The organism is Microcoleus sp. PH2017_12_PCY_D_A (genome assembly GCF_020738565.1).
GTDB lineage: Bacteria > Cyanobacteriota > Cyanobacteriia > Cyanobacteriales > Microcoleaceae > Microcoleus.
Map to the genome: position 1 here is coordinate 1 of NZ_JAEQCI010000167.1, position 15,945 is coordinate 15,945.

The window sequence follows — 15,945 nt, forward strand, 5'->3', positions numbered from 1 at the left end:
AGGTTTGTAGTGAGGACTTTAGTCCTTCTTTGGAGCGGACTAAAGTCCGCACTACGAACCGATAAGTAAGGTTTGTAGTGAGGACTTTAGTCCTTCTTTAGAGCGGACTAAAGTCCGCACTACGAACCAATCTGAAATATGTAAAACTGCGATCGCATTTATCCACTGTCACACACCATGAAAATTACCAAGTCGGATCGACATACAGATTAATTGTCACTTGCTTTTTCCCGGAAGGGATGCCGGAAATACAAGCACAAATCGTATCCCCGCCGTCAATTTCTACTTCGCAAGCGTGACAAGAACCCATCATACAACCAGTAGGAATAGAAACCCCTGCACGTTTGGCTACATCTAGCAAAAGCTCTCCCGCTTCTGCTTCGACTGTTACATTATCTGGCAAAAAAACAATTTTTATCATTTAATTTTTCCTTTTAATATAATACCATTTTTGTGAATTTCTGCTACAGAAAAATTGTTCGGTTTGTTTGCCTGAGCCATGTTTGTAAGGTGCGTCGCTGTGAGATTTTTGGTACGCAAGTTAGGTATTTTTCAGGGCGACGCACCCTAGGAATTCCTCATGCCTTCTATCTCTTACATCCGTTACATCCGTTAAATCCGCTACATAATCCGTTGCCGAACTTCTTTCTAACCTAAAATATGCTTGATATCCAAATGCTTTTCCACTGTATCCGCTAGAGTTTCTAACAGAGTTTCTCGGTGTTCTCGGTAATTCGGAATACCTGTGGGTAAGGCGCGGAGTCCCCGCTGCTGCCGCAAGTGATTTAACCAAGCCCGCCGCCAAGCTCCGTTGTCAAAGATGCCGTGCAGGTAGGTGCCCCAAACTGATTGAGAAGTGTTGACAATTCCTAAACTCGGATCGTCAAATAGCGGTTGAGTCAAATCTGACTCTATCATTTGCGTTCTTCCTTGATGAATTTCGTAACCGGAAACGGGTAAACCCGGTTGAGGATAGTTAGATGTTACGATCCGCTGGCTGGCAATTTTGTTTGGTGCGATCGCAGTTTTCAACGGCAATAACCCCAACCCTTTAAACTCTCCCTTTTCTCCCTCAAGGCCTTCTCTATCGGTGATACTTTCTCCCAGCATCTGAAAGCCGCCGCAAACTCCCATGACTGTACCACCAGCTACTAAGTAATTTTTAATCGCTTCTGCCATACCTGTTTGGCGCAGCACCTGCAAATCTGCAATTGTAGTTTTAGAACCTGGTAAAATCACGGCGTCTGGATGGCCTAACTGCTCTTTGGGGCTGATGTATTTGACTGTGACGGTAGTTTCCGACTCCAGGGGGTCAAAGTCGGTAAAATTGGAAATTCGGGGCAGGCGGACGACAGAAATATTCAGGTCGGTTTGAGAATTGGGAGAACGCCGATCGAGCAAATCGAGGGAATCTTCCGAGGGAAACACTTCGTCTATCCAAGGAATCACCCCAACTACCGGGATGCCCGTCCTTTCTTCCAGCCAAGTCAGCCCCGGATCTAAGATCGATTTTTGACCTCGGAACTTGTTAATAATGAATCCTTTAATTAAAGCGCGTTCGTCGGGATCGAGCAATTCCAAAGTACCGATAATGTGAGCAAAAGCGCCACCGCGATCGATATCAACTACTAGCAAAGTCCGAGCATTCAAATGTTTTGCTACCCGCATATTTGTTAAATCGCGGTGTTTGAGATTGATTTCTGCGGGGCTGCCGGCTCCTTCGCACACAATCATGTCAAATTCTTGTCCGAGAAATTCTAAAGATTCCCGAATCACTTGCCAGCCGATATCGAAATACTGCTCGTAATATTGAGATGCTCGCACATTGCCGATCGCCCTGCCCTTGACAATCAACTGAGAAGTCATATCTCCTTGCGGCTTGAGCAAAATCGGATTCATTTCTACCCAAGGTGCGACGCCCGCAGCCCAAGCTTGCACTGCTTGAGCGTAGCCAATCTCTCCGCCGGCGGCTGTGACATAGGAATTCAAAGCCATATTCTGACCTTTAAACGGAGTTACCCGCCAGCCTCGCCGAGCAAAGATTCGACACAATGCTGCAACCAGTAAAGATTTTCCTGCGTGAGATGTTGTTCCCACTACCATAATTGCTTTCATAATATTAAAGAAGGAAGAATGTAAAAACAGTTGACAGTTGACAGTTGACAGTTGACAGTTGACAGTTGCAACAAGGAACAAGGAACAAGGAAAAATTTAAAAGGAGTAAGGAATAAGGAACAAGGAAAAATTTAAAATTTAGGATTTATAGCTGACAAAATGCCACCAAAGAAACGGTTTTTTTACTGGAGATGCGGGTGACAACGAATTGGTTTTGAGGGAAAACCCGGTTTTTCGCCACCCGCGCCTAAGTTCTAAAAAGAAGATGGAAGAAGGTAGAAGACAGAATTAAAAATTTTGTGGTTTCTACCTTTTGCTTTTTGCCTCAAGATGATGGCTTATCTTCGCCGGATACATTCTCAGACTTGGATTCAGTGGCTGGTTTTGCAGGTTCAACTAAATCCGGTTGCGCTCCGTCAGAAGAGGGTTGTTCTTCTGTGGATTCGATCGAGATCGCGGATACTGAAATTGTTTCTACCTGCACGCTCAACCCTGGTTCTCCGGGTACTTCTATCTCTACAGGCTCTGCTATTTCCACCACAGTCATTTCTATGGATACAGGATGGGCTGCTTCTGGTTCGGATTTATCAACATCCGGCGGTGTTGTCTCAGTCTCAGCGGACGATCGCTCTTCGATCGAATTTTCCCCTATTTTGGCAGAACTCGCGGTTTGAGCAGCTATCAACTCGGCCATTGCTTCAACATCGGTGGGAAACGGCACTGCTTGGCTGGTTTCAGCAGCAGTGTTGCTGGTTTCGGCTGCCACTTCGCCCGCAGCCTCGGCTAATTCCGATTCGAGAATCCGATCGATATCCGGTGCCGGAATTGTCGTTACCTTAGATTCAGGAGATTCAGGTGCGATCGACTCCTGAGCCACTTTCGGCCTTGTCACCGGAGTATTGGCATCAGGCTTGTTTTTAGCCGCACCCCGTCCCAGCATACCGCCGAGACTATTTTTGAGATTGCCGAACAGACTTCCGAAACCGCCTGATTTTTTAGCTGTTTTGGCAGGAGTTGGGTTTGCCGTTGGGGCTGCGGTTGCTGTCGCCGTTGGGGCTGCCGAACTAGCATCAGACTGGGACTCTTGAGCTCTCGCCCTCCACATCCGATCAAAATCATCATCATCTTCAGCCTGCTTTTTAGCTTCTGGCTGAGCCTCTGCTGGCTCCACAGTTGCTGGGGCCGCAATTTCTGAAAATTCTAGAGTTGGGGGCAAAGGAGTGAAGTTGCTGGCTAATTCTGCTGGGGCTGGTGAAGTCTCAGCAGCAGGACTTTCAACCGAAAACACGGGTATTTCTGTAATTGCGGGTGCGCTCTTGTCGGGAGTGTTTAAGTCAGGAGCGATCGCACTTTCGGCAATAATTTCCGCGATTGGCTTAGTCGCCGGTTGTGCTTCTACCTTGGCCTGGCCCTGATTGACAGGTGCTGGAACAGCATCAGCTTTCGGTTTGGGCGATCGAACAAACTTCGGTTTTTTGGCTGCCGGCTGAGGTTTCTTACCAAACAAACCTGATAAAGGCGCGCCCACCGCCCCCGCCAAATTCGCCGCCTGAGGAATCGGCGTTTGCTGAGCCAGCGGAGTCACCAGCCTGCGTAAAGTCAGAGTTTCCCAAGCAAACCAGCCTAGGAGAGCCACACCCGCCATTTGACCAAGCAGGAGAGCACCAGTAATTCGCCCCGCACAAGTCCATAAAATTAACGCATAAAAAAGTCCTACCCCGCTCCAGGTAAAATCACTTTTCCGGTGAACCTCTGGAAAAAAGAAGGCCGCCATGTAAATACTAAAGCTGCCCAGACCGACCGCCAACGCCAGAATGTATGCAAGCATCTTGTCGGTACCTCCGCTGTGTCAAATAACTTCTACGCGCTAATTCTACCTTTCTGAGACACTCAACGGCTTCTTTCTCAAGGACAATTCCGGATTTGGAAGGAACTTTGGCAAAGGAGTTTGTACCGGATGTAACGGATTTAAAGGATTTAACGGGTGGATGTTGGCGGTACAAGTCAAGCGTAAAGATTTTCCCGACTCCGACATTCTCCCCACTCACCCTCTCACCCCCTCACGCTCTCACCCTTTCTTGAGTCGTGATATTTGTCACTTAACTATGCTGGTACGATCGCACTTGCCGTAGAGGATATTCTGTATGGTGTAGGTGTAAGAGAAGTTATGGCCTAGGGCCTATGTATTGGAGACAGTGCCATGTTTGAAAAACTGTTATTAGCAGCGAGCTTAACCTTTTTAGTTCACATCTTTGCCGGAGTCGGCACTTCCCCGAAATTACCGGTAAATTTCGTATTGCGATCGAGCGATCGTCCGACTCAAACCCAGAAACTGCCCCTGGTTACAGTACCTGCGAGCTTCAAATCAAACGTCGAATCCTAACGATCCGTGCCAGATCCTAGGTGCAAGCGGGATTTATCGCAAGGCAAAGCCTGTCTAAAGTTTTTTTTCAAGCTGTTCTCTTTTCTATTTGACTCTTCACAACTCATCACTTCGATCCTTCGGACTTCAGTCCTCATTAAGACCGGCCAACAATAACGGAAGTGCTTGCTACAAACCCTAAATGAATAATCAGTAGCAGCTCCGATATTAATTGCCATAAAATACTCAACAAATCTCAACATCAACTTGTGCAGTTAAAAAAAATCCAACCTTAAAAAAAATCTGTAATTCCGAGTCAAGCATCAAAATAGATATACGATCGCGCTCGGGTTAATTTTTTTGTCATTGCGCTACCAGAAAGCAATTGCACTATCTGTGTTGGACAGTGTTTTGCTTCCGGGACTATCCGATAGGAAGCGTATTGATATATAATCGCCAGATGAAGCTCAAAGCGGAGGGAGCATCTCAGGGGAGCATTTACAGTGCTGTCGTTCCGCTCAAAAAAGGTTCGTAGTACGGACTTCAGTCCGCTCTTAAAAAAATGCTTATTGCAAAACTGAGATGCTCCCAAAGCGGCTCACGACATAGACTGTTAAATCAAGGAAACTGAAAATGGGACTTAGCGATATTCTTTTGAATGAAAACAACAGAGACAATTTTGTTGATGACTGTGTAAAGTTGATAGACAAACAAGTTGCAGCAGCGCCGGGATTGGGCGGGCTGGCTCTGAAAGCCGCCTACTCTACCGTTAAGGGGATACGGGCCGACTATTGCGCCCAAGTCGTCGATCAACTTTTGCCCGAAATCTCGATCGCACTCGATCCCATGTGGACTGAAGCCGTAAACAACGGTAGCCCAGTCGCATATCTGACTGAAAGAAAAGGTCAAGTAGCAGATCAATTGCTCCAAATCAGTGACAAAAAAGCCGAAAACAGCACAAGAGCAGTTGTTAAAGGCGCCTATGCCAAACTCCGCCCCTCAGCTAAGAGTTACGTAGAAAACGGCATACCAGATTTAGCCGAAATTATTAATAAACATACCGCGAGCTGATGTTGAATAGGTGGGGATTTCCCGCCAATTGAATAAATCTACTCGTTACCAGCAATTCCTGGTAAAACAGCCGTAAGGTGCGTCGCTGTGAAAAATCCCTAAAAAAATATCAACAATCTCATAGCGACGCACCAAACAAACAGCGGGGAGCATCTCAGTTTTGCATTTACAGTGCTATCCCGCTTCAAAAAAGGTTCGTAGTACGTCAAGAGTGTCCGCTCTTTTAAAAATGCTTATTACAAAATTTTGGAAACTAATATTAATTTCTCCTATCCTGTCCGAGCGATTAACCGCAGTAATATTCGTTAAAATTAGTTCGTAGTGCGGAATTCATTCCGCTTTCCGGCTGCGGAATGAATTCCGCACTACGAACCGTTGTTGTTATAGTAATTGATAGGACATGAGATCGTGCGCCTCAGCACAGTAATTTTTGATTCACCAAATCATCAAAACTGACGCACCTTAGCATCTTAAATTGTCTTATCCATTGCCAATTACCCATTGATTCGCAGCCAATATTTTCCAAATAGCGTCTCCGGTAATTCCCAACCCCAACAACATTACCAACACCGCGCTCATTGCAGGCATAAATTTGACGGCTCCCATATGTTTCGGTAGTTTATTAAAATGTTGTTTCGCATAAACTAAGATTAAGCCGATCGCACTCAGCACCACAGCCAATCCCAAACTAAAGGCTACCACCAGCGTCATCCCCAAACCAACATTACCCAAAGCTGACGCGCTCAACAGCATCACCAAAGCGGAAGGACAAGGCAACAATCCCCCCGAAATCCCCAACAACAATAAGCTTTTCCAAGTAATCGGAGAACCGTCAGATCCGGGTGGCAAATGCGAGTGAAGACGGCCGTCTCCGTGATGGTGGTAGTGATGAGATATATCTGGTTTTACAGGTTTAAATTCTCTTTCCCAAGTTCCCCTACTCAAAAGATTTACTGGTTCCTCCAGGTTCGTAGTAAGGACTTTAGTCCTTGGGTTTTTGCGGACTAAAGTCCTCACTACGAACTTGGTTTTTTCGATGAGGTGATTTAAATTGATCTTGGTGCGGACTGAAGTCCTCACTACGAACCTGGTTTTGATTCTTTCTGAAAGTAATTTGATGCCGATGATTGCTACTAATAAGCCTGAGATTAAATTCAGCCAAGGATCTAATTTTTCTGGCTCGATTATGTTAGAAGCAAAAAGGGTAATTGAGCCGACAGCAAACACGCCCGCAGTGTGAGTAATTGTGGTTGTTGCTGCTAGAAATAAAGCGTGTACTGGAGTCGCCCGCGAACCTACTAAATAAGCGCCGACTATGGTTTTTCCGTGTCCGGGGGACATCGCGTGCACGCATCCCCAAGCAAATGCTCCGACTACTGCTAGCACCCAACTCCAACCTGACTCCCAGATTGATTCTTTTCCTGCTAACAAAAATTCTCGGTTTTGTGGCGTAAATACAACGCTTTTGATAGCACCGGCTTGTACAATCGTAGCTTGACAGCTAGCTGTCGGAACTCCGGGCAAAAATAGATTGTAGTTAATCCGCAATTTGTTGTTTTTTGAAATCACGTTAGATGCGTGCCACGTGTAGTTTAAGATTAAGCTGCTATGGGTATTGGGCTGCTGGATTAAGCTGGCAGTTTTAGCTGCTATTTCTAGCGGTGTTACTGCTACTGAGCCTTGAATATTGCTGCTGTTGGTGATGCGAATTTGTTGGCTGAAAAACTTTTCTAGTTCGGTTTTATGATTCCTGACCTCTGCCAGTTGTAACTGTCCGTCTCGATTGTCATCGGCGAATTTTGTTAAGCCTGTGGGGAAAGTTAATGTTATTTCGGTTTGCGAGTCGCTGACGATGATTTCGGCCACTGATAAGTCTGACCAGTGCGAGTAAACTGGTCGGGTTGAGGTCGTTAAAAATAGTAAAATTGTGAGTAAATAAAGTATGAAAGATTTGGAAAATCTGCTCAATGTTTTTTTCATAATTACCTCTTTTTGGGGTTGTTTATTTGGATAATTATTGGGTATTATTGGTGAGTCCGACAGGGATTTTTCGAGGAGTCCGACAGGGATTTTTCGAGGAGTCCGACAGTCCGACAGGGGTTTAAACCCCTGTCTCATAGCGAAAGTCGGTTGAAACCGACTGCAAGATTTTCTACTTTTTATTGAAATTCTTTGAGTCCTCTTTCAGAGGACTTAAGCTTTGAGCCAGGGGTTTAAACCCCTGGCGGACTCGGGGACTGACGAACTAGGCCGAATGGGGGAGTAGCAGCTAAATCCTTGCTCAAAATTCCAAGTTTCCCAAACCTAATGCTTGACGAGATCGCCCGTCAAAACTCGGATCGATTTCCTTAGCCTTTTGAAAATAAGCGCGAGATTCAACATCTTTTCCTAAAGTCCGGGCGATCGCACCAGCCCGGTAAAATATCCCTGCATCCCGAATTCCCGATCGCACAATTTCGGCCATCACCCGATCGGCTTTTTCCCACTCACCAGCACTCGAAAGCGCCCAGGCGTAGATATCCAGAGTCACCGCATCCCTGCGAATTTTCACCTCTTCCTGCATTAACAACAGCGCTTCGGCGATATCCTGCGATCGACCTTTTTCCAGCAACAAACTCGCCAAATCGCGCCGGTGCCCGAAACCGCCAGAAACCTGTTCCTGTCGCAGCCCAGCTTCTGCTTTGTCGCGCAGTTTCCCCGAGGCGATCGCATCTCCCTGCAATTCCTTCACCCTCGCCATACCCCGATCCACCAGGCGATCGAACACCGTCGCAGCCTGGCCAGAATAGGCAGAAACCTTGCTGTAATTAGCCTCAGCCTCCCGATAATTTCCCTGGCGCGTCTCCAAATCCGCCAAATAAATCAGCGCTAGCGGGTATCGCGGCATTAACCGCAACGCTTCCAAAAATAGCGCTTTCGCCTGCACAAACTGCCCGCGACGGGCGTAAAATCGACCCAAGAGCGATCGAACTCGCGCCGATCCAGCAATCTCTCCCGGTTCCTCCGCAGCCATTGCTTGTCGGTAATCCTCCAAAACCTCAGCATCTCGCCCCTGCGCCTCTCTCACTAACGCTCTTAATGTGAGAGAACCTAAGTTGGGAATCCGATTAACTAAGGTTTCTGCCGCTATACTTGCCTCACTAACTTTTCCAGTAGCTAAGTGAGATGTGACCGAAAGGGCGATCGCATCTTCATTGTCAAAACCCACCTGTTTAGCAAACCGCAAAGCCGTCGCAAAATCGTGTCTGGCCTCCGCAATTCGAGCTAAAACTAACAGCGCACCTTTGTTGTCAAAAGGCAAAAGGGCGATCGATCTTTCCGCCGCTTGTTCTGCTAATAAAAACCAACCACCCTCCCCAGTTGCGCGAGCCATTTTCAAATAAGCACCCGCCAAAGCCGCCCGATTCAAACCGCTGCTCGAATCCACAGCCAATCGCTGCTGGTAAAAAGCAATTTCTTGCTCAATTACTGCTTTTTGATTCGGATTATTTCTCAAAGTGGCCGAAAAGTGATAGCGGTAATTAGCATCGAGATTTTTCGGGCTTTGGTTAGCGATTCTATCGGAAAAAGTACGTATATTTGGCAGAAAATTAACTGCGATAATTCCGACTATCGGCAATCCGATTATAACCAACCACCAAAAAATATCAGATTTAATTATTTGTGATTTGTTGGTACTCATTATATTGTAAAGTGCGTCATTGAAAAACATCTTTTCTTGTGAAACAGGCATCTTGCCTGTTCCAAAATTTGCTCCAAAAGACTTTTGGAAGAGGTATATTTATCGGAGCATCTCAGTTTTGAATTTACAGTGCTGCCCAGGTCAAAAAAGGTTCGTAGTACGTCAGTAGAGTCCGCTCTTTAAAAAATGCTTCTGGCAAAACTGAGATGCTCCCGATATTGACAAACAATCTTGCTACAAAAAAATATTATAGCGGTTTTCAGAAAGATGAGGTATGGCTGACAGCTTATATAACCAATAAACTCAGAGTGCCCAAGCCCAACTACGTCCGCGAACCTTTTTGAGAAAGGCTATAGATTTGTTTTCTCAATAATTGTAGAAGGTGCGTCGCTCTGAAATTGTTACTTTTTTTCTGGATTATCCATGGCGACACACCCTACAAATAAATCGCTAATGACCAATGACTAATGACTAATGACCAATGACTAATTCGGCAAAGCCAAATAAGGAAAATTCGGTTCTAACGGTTTGTGTCCCTGCGCGGGATTTCCAGGAGTTCCGTTATAAGAAACGTTATCGCCAACCGGAGAACCCACCAAAGCCCCCAAAGTAATATCAACAACATCGTCCAAAAGCAAACGACCTCCGATCAAACTTCCTTGAGCATTTGCCGCGCTACCGTAGCCGCTGGGCCTTGTAGTATCGATCCGCAGGACATCCGGTAAGAAAGCTTTGGCGATCGCATTTGCATCGACATTATCCTTACCGTCCAAAAGATCCACAGCATTCAGAGTAGCCACAGCTTCCTGCCGCACCGGAGCAGCAGCAGCGCTCAAATCCAATCTCGGAGGAATAGTATTAAACGCTTCCAGAAATGCCGGAGTAACTATCAAACCCTCATTAATTGCAGGTCTCGCCAAACGCTCGAATTGTTTGAAACCGCCAACTCCATCCCTCACAGAAACAGTTGACCACACATCAAAAGTATTGGCCCCAGTTCCGGCTTGCAAAAATGCTTTCGGAACGCGCACCGTAATGCTATTGACGTTATAACCTTTAGCAAAGTCTAGGGCTTTACTCGGTTCCTTGAAACCTACTTTCGGCCCCGTTCCCAAAGCCCCAGCCCGGACTCGAAAATATTGTTCCACATCAAAGAAAAACGGGTCTTCCCGCAAGCCGGCAAATACAGTTAAGTTAGAACCGCCGACAGGTACTGTATTCAAAACAGCATTGGAATTCAGCGGAGTTGTGGCAATTAAATTGCCATTAACTGTAGTTTTAGTCGTTGTCTGCGAGCCGCCGCGAACCACAGTTATCGCCATCGCTTGCATACCTTGATTGTTAGGCGGACTGAAGGCAAACCGCAAGATAATGTCGCCGCGTCCGGTCGGGGTAGAATTTACGTCACCTACTTGAGTAATATGAAATTGGTAGAGGGCTGTAGTGCTGAAATAATATTGATAGCGAGCTACAGATCGAGGATTTGTATTCATCGTAAATACCAAATCCCCGTCCGCAGCACTGGAATTTTGGTCTTTTTCCCGATATACGTATAAGTCGGTTAAATTGACAGTGCGACCTTTGATATCGACTTCGCCGTCGTCGTGATCGGAAGCAGCAATTATCCCCGGAGTTAATACAACAATTAAAGCTGCTTCAATTGCTAATATGATTCGGCGAATTTTCTTGGTTAGTTTCACAGTTAGCACCTATCTTTCAATGAGATTTTAGAAAAATTCATGGTAAATAACCCACCTGCGCGGGTTTTACTTTGGTAGCAACAGGTTCAACTTGTTAACCTGTTTGGTTTTTGGACTGTTGCTGAGCCTTCTCGTAATTGGTATACGCAGGTTTTGCTATTTTGGATCTCTGCTGCAAGATTAGGTATGAAAAACTAGACTGTCAGCACCCAACTTTTGCGGTTGTCATTGCTCACAAAAGCAGTAGGTACGATTTCAAGATTCATCCCCAAAGCCTTGAATGTAGCGCGGATAGCAGCAGCGTGGGCTGCTTCTGCTGTACCAATGCTGGCTCCGGCCGCAATCAAAGCTGGAGTCTTTAACTTGGCTGCTTCCAGAGTGTAGGCGATCGCAGCATCGGTCTCTAAAGCCAGCGCTAATTTAGCAATATTCACATCAGAATCTATATTTCCTTCCTTCTGATTGATGTATGATGAAAGGTCGTAGCTCGACTCGGCTTGTACGGGAGTTCCGCCCAAACTTTTCACGGCAGAAGCGAGAACATCTCGGTGCTGTTTGTGGTCGTTTTGATTGCGGAGTCCTAGGGCTAAAACTGCTTTGCCAACTTGAGTATTTGTGAGTTTACCAGCAGCAAAACTGTAAGTCCAAATTGCCTGGTGTTCGTAAAAAAGTGCGTTGTTGAGGATAGCAGCATCATTTTTGTTGTCATCGCCAGTAGCGGCGATCGCCTTTTCCCCCAGCAGCGAAACGCCCAAAGCACCCGCTAACCCGGCAACGGCGCTACCGACAAGCACTGCGCGGCGCGATCGCAAACTAGAATTACCGCGAGGTTTTGACTGTTCAGACAAGCCTATTTCTTGGTTTTGCATAGAACCTATTGCTAAATTTGAAAAAGTTAACAGCAGAAGTGATAAACTGCAATACAAATCGGAAAAATTGCAATTCAAAGCATCACATAATTAGCCCGCAAAGGCATACTTACGATTGCATCCCAATTGACTTACAATTATGTTCTATAGTGATATACGCCGAATATTTAATTTTGGATCTGTGCACTCAAAACAAAATTTTTCAGGTACACTGAGATGACAGGGGAAAAGTCAAGCGATGAATCGCTGCTGTTAGTGCAGATTGCCCAGAAAGACCAAGCAGCATTAGCTAAACTGTACGATCGCTACGGTCGTCCAAGTTACGCTCTCGCTTACAAAATCTTGGGTTCGGTAGAAGAAGCTGAAGAAGTAGTGCTCGATGTTTTTTCCCAAATTTGGCAAAAAGCAGCAACATACGATCCTAGTCGCTCTCGTGCGGATACTTGGTTGTTTATGCTTACCCGCAGTCGTTCCCTCGATCGCCTCCGAGTGTTGCAGCGAACAGTCCGTGCGGCAGACGCTTGTCTGGAAGATGCTAAAATCCCGTCTTCGCGCATTGCAGAACCGATGGAAGATGCAATGATCGAAGAACGCAGCGCCCAAGTCAACGCAGCCCTAGAAAAACTGCCAGCAGAACAGCGAATTGCGATCGAACTAGCCTATTACGAAGGATTGACTTGTGCGGCAATCGCCACTAAACTCGGTATCCCGACAGGCACAGTTAAAACTAGAATTCGGTTGGGAATTTCTAAGTTGCGCCAAACTTTGAGCGAAGAGTTTTAGATTGTCAAAAAAACAAAATTTAAATTGTTTAATAGCGATCTAAACCTATGGCATCTCCAATCTTCCATCTTTAGTGCAATGGCAAAAACAAATCTAAAATCTAAAATCTAAAGTCTAAAATTGATAATGCCGGAGAACAGATGGAAATGATGCCAGACGAGGAGTTTAATATGCTTGCAGCGCTTCAAGCTCTCGATACCCTTAATGAGTCAGAACGCCGTGTACTTGCCGAGAAATTGCAAGCATCCCCACAACTTCAGAGCGAACTAGCTGCTGTTGAAAAAGTAATTTCTGCGATCGCCTATACAGCCCCTGCCGTTCCTGTCGCGCCCGACCTCAAAAACCGCTTGTTCCAGCGCATAGCGGAACTGCCAATTGTTCCTTCGCCAACAGAGAATAATACTCCATCTTTAATTGTGCGATCGCGCGATGTCAAATGGAGACCTTACTCAGTTCCGGGAATCTCGATCGGCAAGCTTTATATTGATAAAGAAAAGCGCCAAATTACCTGTTTGATGCGATTGGAACCGGGAGTAACTTTTCCCCTGCACCGACACGCGGACTCGGAGGAGGTATTTGTATTAGAAGGCGATTTAATTGTAGAAGGGGAAGTTTGCTATCAAGGCGATTATATTCGATCGGTTCCGGGTTCCACGCATTCACCAGTGACAGAAGGGGGATGTTTGCTGTTAATCAAAAGTTCCACAAATAACGAAATGCTTGTTTGAGATCGACAATTAGGTTCGTAGTAAGGACTAAAGTCCGGGCTTTTGAAGGACTGAAGTCCTCATTACAAACATCAAGATAGCTTCGTAGTAAGGACTAAAGTCCGGGCTTTTGAAGGACTGAAGTCCTCACTACAAGCCTCAAGATAGGTTCGTAGTAAGGACTAAAGTCCGGGCTTTTGAAGGACTAAAGTCCGGGCTTTTGAAGGACTGAAGTCCTCACTACAAACCTCAAGATAGGTTCGTAGTAAGGACTAAAGTCCGGGCTTTGGGAGGACTGAAGTCCTCACTACAAACCTCAAGATAGGTTCGCAGTAAGAACTTTAGTCCTTAAGCGGTTAAAAATTCCAACTAGATAAGGTGAATGCTATGCTAAATTACTGGCGTTTAACTGCTGTGATGTCCGCCGTTATTATACAATTTGTCGCGGTCAGAAGTGCGATCGCCCAAGAACGCGAAGGATGCTTTCTAGTCAACTCAGCCGGAGAAGTGATTACCTTAAATGAGTTGTGTACGCCCCAAGACTCGGGAATTAAGCTGACAGGAGACGATGGGAAATTTATCGAAGACTACAAACGCCTAGCCAAAAACTACTCTCCCGACGCTACAAACGCTTTACTGCAAGGAATTCAAAGTAGCCCCGGTCAAAAAATTGCGGCTGCTAAAAGGATCTGTGCCCAAGCCAAGGCCGGACTTTCTCTCCCGGAAGTTAAATTAAGGGCGATCGGACAAGCTGCGAGTCTCGAAAATCCCACGGCAAAAGAAAGTTTTCTTGCCGATGCCGATATTATCACAACTCTTGCAGGCAATTATTATTGTCCAGAATTAGCCAGCAAGTAAGATTGTAAAATATTTAGAGACGCGGGATTGCCGCGTCTCTATTTGCAGTTAAAATATGATTAATATTCCTCTGGTCGCGCCACGACTCAGGAAATTACCCCGCATGAGATGAAACATTTAAAATCAAGTTCCGCTGATTTGCGGGATTTATTCAAGGATAGTATCACCGTTAAATACCTGGCGGAACCGCTAAAATCTGTGCCGGCGGGCGAAGATGCTGCTAAATTGCGATCGTGGATGGAAGCGCGCGATTTTGACGTGCTCGGAATCGAGGAAAACGGCACGGTTTGCGGCTATGTGGAAAAAGCGCACTTAATGACAGGTAAGTGCAGCGATTACCAGCAAATTTTCCACCCGTCGCAGCTAATCGCCGCCTCGACTCCGCTGATGGAATTGCTACCGCTGTTGCGAGAAAACCCGAGATTGTTTGTATTGGAAAGCAACCGCATCAACGGGATTGTCACCTGCGGCGATTTGCAAAAAGCACCGGTGCGGATGCTGCTGTTTGGGTTGGTGACGCTGCTGGAAATGAATTTATTGCGGATTGTGCGGATCTATTTTCCCCAAGATTCGTGGCAAAAGTTGCTGAAGGGCGATCGCATTTTAGCAGCAAAACATCTATGGGAATTGGGGCGATCGCGAAATGAGGCAATTGACTTAATCGATTACCTGCAATTCTGCGACAAGCGAGATTTAATCCTGACGAATGCCGAAATAGTCGATCGGCTGGGGATCAAATCCAAACGTTATGGAGAGCGTTTTTTGAAGTCAGCAGAAGCATTGAGAAACAAATTAGCACACGCCCAAGACTTAATCAACGGTTCTTCTTGGCCGGAAGTAATTCTTCTCGCCCAGGAAATAGAAGCTTTGTTGCAGCGCTGCGAAGAAATTGAAATTACTACACCCGCCGAATTACAATACAGTTCAGTTAACAATGTTTATCGCCCGGAGATCTCCGTAAATCCCCCTTAAGAAGGGGAATTTTCACAACATTTAATGAGTTCGATCTTAATTTCTTAGTCCGCGCACCATCCGGACATCGTTTGTGTAGACGCGATTTCAATCGTCGAGTTCGATATTTGATCTAGTTTTTAATTTTCAACTTCCTATTAGTATACTGAGGAACCCAACCTTGAGCACTGGTATAATACTGCACAGCTTTCAAGTAAAGCGAAGGAGTAAGATAAAACCAATGTTCAGTATTGGGAGGCACTTTAATATATTCTTCAGTTTGCAACATTAATTGTAGCTGAGAGCCGTTAGGATAAACAAACCCAAAAACACATTCCCCAGCTAAAACGTGCAGAACTTCGGCATCTGCGTGAGTGTGAGTGCGATCGCTTTGAGTCATCAGCGGGTAAATCTGCGGCGAACCGGGATGCAGCACTTTCAAGTCGCACCACTGACAGCCGCTGGCGCGCTTGAAGTATTCAAACTCGGTTTTAAATTCTGCCAGGATCTGCTGTTTTTCAGTTACACTGAGAATGTCTTGGAGTAGCAGTTCTTGAACCCCAGGATTTTTTTTCGTTGGTAGGCGATCGAGCTCTATATTGAAAACAGCCAGTTGGCTGGCGATCGCCCCGATATCCGTATATGTCCTACCGTCATCTAGTTGCAGAACAGCCATATTACACCACCTATTAATTTCGCTTTGAGGATAATTTAGTTTGCCGTTTCTATATACTGTTGTTACAGACTAAACTCCTGCTTGTTTTCCATAATAGCCGATCGCTAAAATTAGATCTTTTGCCTCCCAAACTCTCTCTTTGATATCACATTTTAACGAAAAATCATAAAT

At 45.8% G+C, this 15,945-nt stretch carries 14 protein-coding genes; 6 read left to right on the top strand and 8 right to left on the bottom strand.

Features of this window, described 5'->3' with window-relative positions; genetic code table 11:
- Window positions 1-184: 184 nt before the first annotated feature.
- The 3 genes from JGK39_RS30555 to JGK39_RS30565 all read right to left on the bottom strand — a co-directional run bounded on the left by JGK39_RS30555 (window position 185) and on the right by JGK39_RS30565 (window position 3,943).
- On the bottom strand, window positions 185-421 hold the full coding sequence (locus tag JGK39_RS30555; RefSeq protein ID WP_293261203.1) for a 2Fe-2S iron-sulfur cluster binding domain-containing protein: 237 nt from the start codon (window positions 419-421) through the stop codon (window positions 185-187).
- Between the two features lie 227 nt (window positions 422-648).
- Complete coding sequence (cobQ, locus tag JGK39_RS30560; protein WP_293261200.1) at window positions 649-2,115, bottom strand: cobyric acid synthase CobQ; 1,467 nt, start codon at window positions 2,113-2,115, stop codon at window positions 649-651.
- A gap of 325 nt (window positions 2,116-2,440) precedes the next feature.
- Window positions 2,441-3,943: a Ycf66 family protein gene (locus tag JGK39_RS30565; RefSeq protein ID WP_293298587.1), complete on the bottom strand. Its 1,503-nt coding sequence runs from the start codon at window positions 3,941-3,943 to the stop codon at window positions 2,441-2,443.
- A gap of 372 nt (window positions 3,944-4,315) precedes the next feature.
- Here JGK39_RS30565 and JGK39_RS30570 point away from each other — a divergent pair, with 372 nt between their 5' ends.
- Window positions 4,316-4,498: a hypothetical protein gene (locus JGK39_RS30570; RefSeq protein ID WP_293261194.1), complete on the top strand. Its 183-nt coding sequence runs from the start codon at window positions 4,316-4,318 to the stop codon at window positions 4,496-4,498.
- 612 nt (window positions 4,499-5,110) lie between these two features.
- Window positions 5,111-5,548, top strand: a complete 438-nt coding sequence (locus JGK39_RS30575; protein ID WP_293261191.1) for a hypothetical protein — start codon at window positions 5,111-5,113, stop codon at window positions 5,546-5,548.
- A 480-nt stretch (window positions 5,549-6,028) separates the two neighbouring features.
- Here the strand turns inward: JGK39_RS30575 and JGK39_RS30580 are convergent, their stop codons facing one another.
- From JGK39_RS30580 to JGK39_RS30595, 4 genes are all read right to left on the bottom strand, one after another.
- The gene (locus JGK39_RS30580; RefSeq protein ID WP_293261188.1) at window positions 6,029-7,414 is read right to left on the bottom strand and encodes a sulfite exporter TauE/SafE family protein; all 1,386 of its coding nucleotides are present in this window, start codon (window positions 7,412-7,414) and stop codon (window positions 6,029-6,031) included.
- A gap of 415 nt (window positions 7,415-7,829) precedes the next feature.
- Window positions 7,830-9,281, bottom strand: a complete 1,452-nt coding sequence (locus tag JGK39_RS30585) for a hypothetical protein (RefSeq protein WP_293261185.1) — start codon at window positions 9,279-9,281, stop codon at window positions 7,830-7,832.
- Window positions 9,282-9,715: 434 nt separating this feature from the next.
- Entirely contained in the window at window positions 9,716-10,930 is a 1,215-nt protein-coding gene (locus tag JGK39_RS30590; RefSeq protein ID WP_293261182.1) for a DUF4331 domain-containing protein, read from the bottom strand.
- Window positions 10,931-11,124: 194 nt separating this feature from the next.
- Window positions 11,125-11,799 carry a DUF4439 domain-containing protein gene (locus tag JGK39_RS30595; protein WP_293261179.1) on the bottom strand — a complete coding sequence of 225 codons (675 nt, stop codon included), beginning with the start codon at window positions 11,797-11,799 and terminating at the stop codon, window positions 11,125-11,127.
- A gap of 216 nt (window positions 11,800-12,015) precedes the next feature.
- Here JGK39_RS30595 and JGK39_RS30600 point away from each other — a divergent pair, with 216 nt between their 5' ends.
- From JGK39_RS30600 to JGK39_RS30615, 4 genes are all read left to right on the top strand, one after another.
- On the top strand, window positions 12,016-12,582 hold the full coding sequence (locus JGK39_RS30600) for a sigma-70 family RNA polymerase sigma factor (protein WP_293261176.1): 567 nt from the start codon (window positions 12,016-12,018) through the stop codon (window positions 12,580-12,582).
- A gap of 146 nt (window positions 12,583-12,728) precedes the next feature.
- Window positions 12,729-13,310 carry a cupin domain-containing protein gene (locus JGK39_RS30605; RefSeq protein WP_293261174.1) on the top strand — a complete coding sequence of 194 codons (582 nt, stop codon included), beginning with the start codon at window positions 12,729-12,731 and terminating at the stop codon, window positions 13,308-13,310.
- Window positions 13,311-13,676: 366 nt separating this feature from the next.
- On the top strand, window positions 13,677-14,147 hold the full coding sequence (locus tag JGK39_RS30610) for a hypothetical protein (RefSeq protein WP_293261172.1): 471 nt from the start codon (window positions 13,677-13,679) through the stop codon (window positions 14,145-14,147).
- 108 nt (window positions 14,148-14,255) lie between these two features.
- Window positions 14,256-15,119, top strand: coding sequence for a hypothetical protein (locus JGK39_RS30615; RefSeq protein WP_293261169.1), 864 nt, complete (start codon window positions 14,256-14,258; stop codon window positions 15,117-15,119).
- Between the two features lie 112 nt (window positions 15,120-15,231).
- On the opposite strand, the gene JGK39_RS30620 is transcribed toward JGK39_RS30615, so the two are convergent.
- Window positions 15,232-15,774, bottom strand: a complete 543-nt coding sequence (locus tag JGK39_RS30620) for an acireductone dioxygenase (protein WP_293261166.1) — start codon at window positions 15,772-15,774, stop codon at window positions 15,232-15,234.
- Window positions 15,775-15,945: the final 171 nt, after the last annotated feature.

Excerpts from the sequence above, each read along its gene's own strand:
- JGK39_RS30600 (WP_293261176.1), top strand. The coding sequence starts at position 12,016 with ATGACAGGGGAAAAGTCAAGCGATGAATCGCTGCTGTTAGTGCAGATT.
- JGK39_RS30595 (WP_293261179.1), bottom strand. The coding sequence starts at position 11,799 with ATGCAAAACCAAGAAATAGGCTTGTCTGAACAGTCAAAACCTCGCGGT.
- JGK39_RS30610 (WP_293261172.1), top strand. The coding sequence starts at position 13,677 with ATGCTAAATTACTGGCGTTTAACTGCTGTGATGTCCGCCGTTATTATA.
- JGK39_RS30555 (WP_293261203.1), bottom strand. The coding sequence starts at position 421 with ATGATAAAAATTGTTTTTTTGCCAGATAATGTAACAGTCGAAGCAGAA.
- JGK39_RS30605 (WP_293261174.1), top strand. The coding sequence starts at position 12,729 with ATGATGCCAGACGAGGAGTTTAATATGCTTGCAGCGCTTCAAGCTCTC.
- JGK39_RS30565 (WP_293298587.1), bottom strand. The coding sequence starts at position 3,943 with ATGCTTGCATACATTCTGGCGTTGGCGGTCGGTCTGGGCAGCTTTAGT.
- JGK39_RS30615 (WP_293261169.1), top strand. The coding sequence starts at position 14,256 with ATGAAACATTTAAAATCAAGTTCCGCTGATTTGCGGGATTTATTCAAG.
- JGK39_RS30620 (WP_293261166.1), bottom strand. The coding sequence starts at position 15,774 with ATGGCTGTTCTGCAACTAGATGACGGTAGGACATATACGGATATCGGG.
- JGK39_RS30570 (WP_293261194.1), top strand. The coding sequence starts at position 4,316 with ATGTTTGAAAAACTGTTATTAGCAGCGAGCTTAACCTTTTTAGTTCAC.
- JGK39_RS30585 (WP_293261185.1), bottom strand. The coding sequence starts at position 9,281 with ATGCCTGTTTCACAAGAAAAGATGTTTTTCAATGACGCACTTTACAAT.
- cobQ (WP_293261200.1), bottom strand. The coding sequence starts at position 2,115 with ATGAAAGCAATTATGGTAGTGGGAACAACATCTCACGCAGGAAAATCT.
- JGK39_RS30575 (WP_293261191.1), top strand. The coding sequence starts at position 5,111 with ATGGGACTTAGCGATATTCTTTTGAATGAAAACAACAGAGACAATTTT.